Annotated in this window: 2 protein-coding genes; both read left to right on the plus strand. The window is 57.6% G+C overall.

Annotated elements, in window-relative coordinates:
• Window positions 1-589: 589 nt before the first annotated feature.
• Window positions 590-943, plus strand: a complete 354-nt coding sequence (locus tag ABD112_RS11560; RefSeq protein WP_343926028.1) for a hypothetical protein — start codon at window positions 590-592, stop codon at window positions 941-943.
• Window positions 940-1,371, plus strand: coding sequence for a DUF6941 family protein (locus ABD112_RS11565; RefSeq protein ID WP_343926030.1), 432 nt, complete (start codon window positions 940-942; stop codon window positions 1,369-1,371). The genes ABD112_RS11560 and ABD112_RS11565 overlap by 4 nt, the downstream gene beginning before the upstream one ends.
• The last annotated feature ends 651 nt before the right edge of the window (window positions 1,372-2,022 follow it).

Consider the following 2,022-nt stretch of genomic DNA (forward strand, 5'->3'; position numbering starts at 1 on the left):
CCTACCGGCACCCGTTCACCAGCACCGGCAGACACACCGCTACGCGCGCATTCTCAAATGATTCCTCGATACCTGCCACGCGCGCATTTTCTATGAGTCAACGCGCATAATTGACCGGTAGCTCTAATCCGCTAAAATACAGCCAAATGGTTGATCCGATAGAGTTGCGGCGTCACGTATAAATGAGGAGTCGTCTTGCAGCTGTCGCACAACGCGTTGGTAGTGCGGGGCGGTTCACAGCAAGATCCAGCATTCTTGGAGAAACGAGTGCTGGAAGCTGTGGAAAAAGGCGAAGGGCCCGGGGTATCGATTTGGGCAGACAATGCGTTCCCTCTGGAGAGTAGAGAAGACACTCTCCGACGGATCACGGCTGACGCCAAGACCGTATATCCAAAGATCATGGTGTCCACGGCAGGAACGCTGCTAGAGATGGGATTTATACTTGTCCATGACCCCAGTAATGGGCAAGCTCATAACCATTTCAATGTCTTTTTTAGTTTGCCTGTGCAACAATCCGAATTGACAAGATTCATTTCTTGTTTTTCCGACCCTGAGTTAAAGCCATCCTTATAGGTTGAGAGTGATCCTAATGAGAAAGATTGCCGCAGATTTCAACGACCTTGCACACGACGGCAAGATCCGTGTTCTTTTGACCCACGCCGAGGGCGTAACGGTCGGCGAGCGGGTTCTGCTCGAAGAGGCAGAAGAAGAATTGTCTCTCGAAGCAACCGCCTCGGAGTGTGATGAGCGCTTCCTCTATTTCGAGCTCAGTGGAGCTCGCGAAGTTCTGACTCCTGCCTCAGGGTTCACCTTCTACTTCTCCAATACCCACTGGAACCAGTACTCAACGCCCACACGCTCCAACTCGAACCATCGCCAACGTGCGCAGACAGAGGTTTTGGGCGATAACAGGCATGTCGAAGTTGTGTCGTCTGCTGCATGAGGACTCTAGTCTTGCTGGCGGATTCCGCCCAAGCGGATCAAGCCGGGAAAGCGCATGCCCTTGGTTTGGGGTGGAGCGTCACCACGACTCCGAGCTTGCCAATGGCGCTTGTCATACTTATCGAGATTGACTGGACCGAGGCGAATCAAAAGCATCACATCACGGCTGAACTTGTCGACGCGGATGGTCACTCGTTTATGGTTGTGGGCCCGACTGGAGAATTGACGCCGATACGATTCGATGCTGATTTTGAAGTAGGGCGCCCCCCCGGTCTTCCTCACGGCTCACCTCTTGCGATGCCATTGGCGGTCAATATTGGGGGCGGTCTCCCTTTGCTTCCCGAACAGCGCTATCGCTGGAAGGTGACAAACACCGGCCAGCCCGGCGCAGATCTTGGAGCAAGCTTCTCGGTCGCTGCCCCTCAATAGCCTCGCTTGCGGAGTCTTCCGGCAAGGGCTTAGTAATCCGCACTGGGTGACGATCACGGGGGAACGCCGGAGCGAATTATGCGGGCATCCAGCAAGCTGCCCTCGCTGGATCGTCAAGCATGGAATTCTTTAGCCGCAGCGTGGTTTGTGGCGGGCCAAGTGGGAGCCCCGCTTGCGGGTGCGCTGCGCACTCACGCGAGGGCATTGCGGATGCTCATTCACGTGCAGCGCGAAGTCGCCACCGCCCTTGCCGCCCGGTTGCCACCGCGCGCATGGTCTTGGCCCTGCCCGCCGTTGGACTCGTCTTTGGGGCCCTGTTGGGGTTTGACACCCTGGGAGTGCTCGTGTTGACGCTGATCGGGTGGGGGCTGTCTAGTTGTCGGCGGCGGGCTGATCATTGTCGCGGTGCGGTGGAACGCGCGACTCGTGCGCTCGGCAACACCCACCCGTGCAGCTCCGGGGTTGGAATGCGAGCTGATGGCTATCGCGGTGGCAGGTGGCGGTTCGCTGCTTCAGGCGCGGGCACTGGTCGCTGGCGCACTCGATCGCTTCGAGTTGCCCGGTGACGGTGATCACCTTGACGAGGTGTTGCAGCTCTCGCACGAAGCGGGGGTGCCGGCCGCAGAGTTGTTACGTGCCGAAGCTGACGAA

This window comes from Rhodoglobus aureus, assembly GCF_039527955.1.
Classification (GTDB): domain Bacteria; phylum Actinomycetota; class Actinomycetes; order Actinomycetales; family Microbacteriaceae; genus Rhodoglobus; species Rhodoglobus aureus.

Excerpts from the sequence above, each read along its gene's own strand:
- ABD112_RS11565 (WP_343926030.1), top strand. The coding sequence starts at position 940 with ATGAGGACTCTAGTCTTGCTGGCGGATTCCGCCCAAGCGGATCAAGCC.
- ABD112_RS11560 (WP_343926028.1), top strand. The coding sequence starts at position 590 with ATGAGAAAGATTGCCGCAGATTTCAACGACCTTGCACACGACGGCAAG.